Here is an 877-nt window from a genome sequence, read left to right on the forward strand (position 1 = left end):
CTTCCTCGAATCCCTCGCCACCCTCGAGATCCCCGCCACCGGCTACGGCATCCGCTACGAGTTCGGCATCTTCGACCAGCTCATCCGTGACGGCTGGCAGGTGGAGATCACCGACAAATGGCTCAAGGCCGGCTGGCCCTGGGAGATTCCCCACCCCGACCAGGCCTGTTTCGTCGGCTTCGGCGGCCACACCGAGAGCTACCGCGACAAAAGCGGCGCCTACCGGGTGCGCTGGATCCCCTCCGAGCACGCCATCGGTGTCCCCCATGACGTGCCGGTGCTGGGCTACCGGGTCAACACCTGCGACCGGCTGCGCCTCTGGCGCGCCGATGCCACCGAATCGTTCGACTTCTACGCCTTCAACAGCGGCGACTACTACGGCGCGGTGGAGGAGAAGGTGGGCTCCGAGACCCTCTGCAAGGTGCTCTACCCCAACGACGGCACCGCCAAGGGCCGCCAGCTGCGCCTCAAGCAGCAGCACTTCTTCGTCAGCTGCTCGCTGCAGGACATGATCCGCAGCCTCGATGCCCGTGGCATTCCCGTCGAGGCGTTCCCTGAGCACTGGGCCATCCAGCTCAATGACACCCACCCCTCCATCGCCGTCGCCGAGCTGATGCGGCTCCTGCTCGACGACAAGCACCTCGAGTGGGACGCCGCCTGGGCCATCACCACCGCCTGCCTCTCCTACACCAACCACACCCTGCTGCCGGAAGCCCTGGAGAAGTGGGGCCTCGATCTCTTCGGGTCCCTGCTGCCCCGCCACCTTGAGCTGATCTTCGAGATCAACCGCCGCTTCCTCCAGCAGGTGCGCCTCAAGTACCCCGGCAACGACGCCGTCCTGCGCCGCCTCTCGATCATCGATGAATCGGGCGACAAG

1 protein-coding gene is annotated in these 877 nt (G+C 66.1%); it reads left to right on the plus strand.

The window, feature by feature from the left end; translation table 11 throughout:
- Positions 1–877: glycogen/starch/alpha-glucan phosphorylase (locus KUG38_RS17315; protein ID WP_216923551.1), on the plus strand; the 877-nt coding region annotated here is incomplete at both ends.

Source organism: Synechococcus sp. CCAP 1479/9 (assembly GCF_019038535.1).
In the GTDB taxonomy this organism is placed as follows: Bacteria; Cyanobacteriota; Cyanobacteriia; order PCC-6307; family Cyanobiaceae; genus Cyanobium.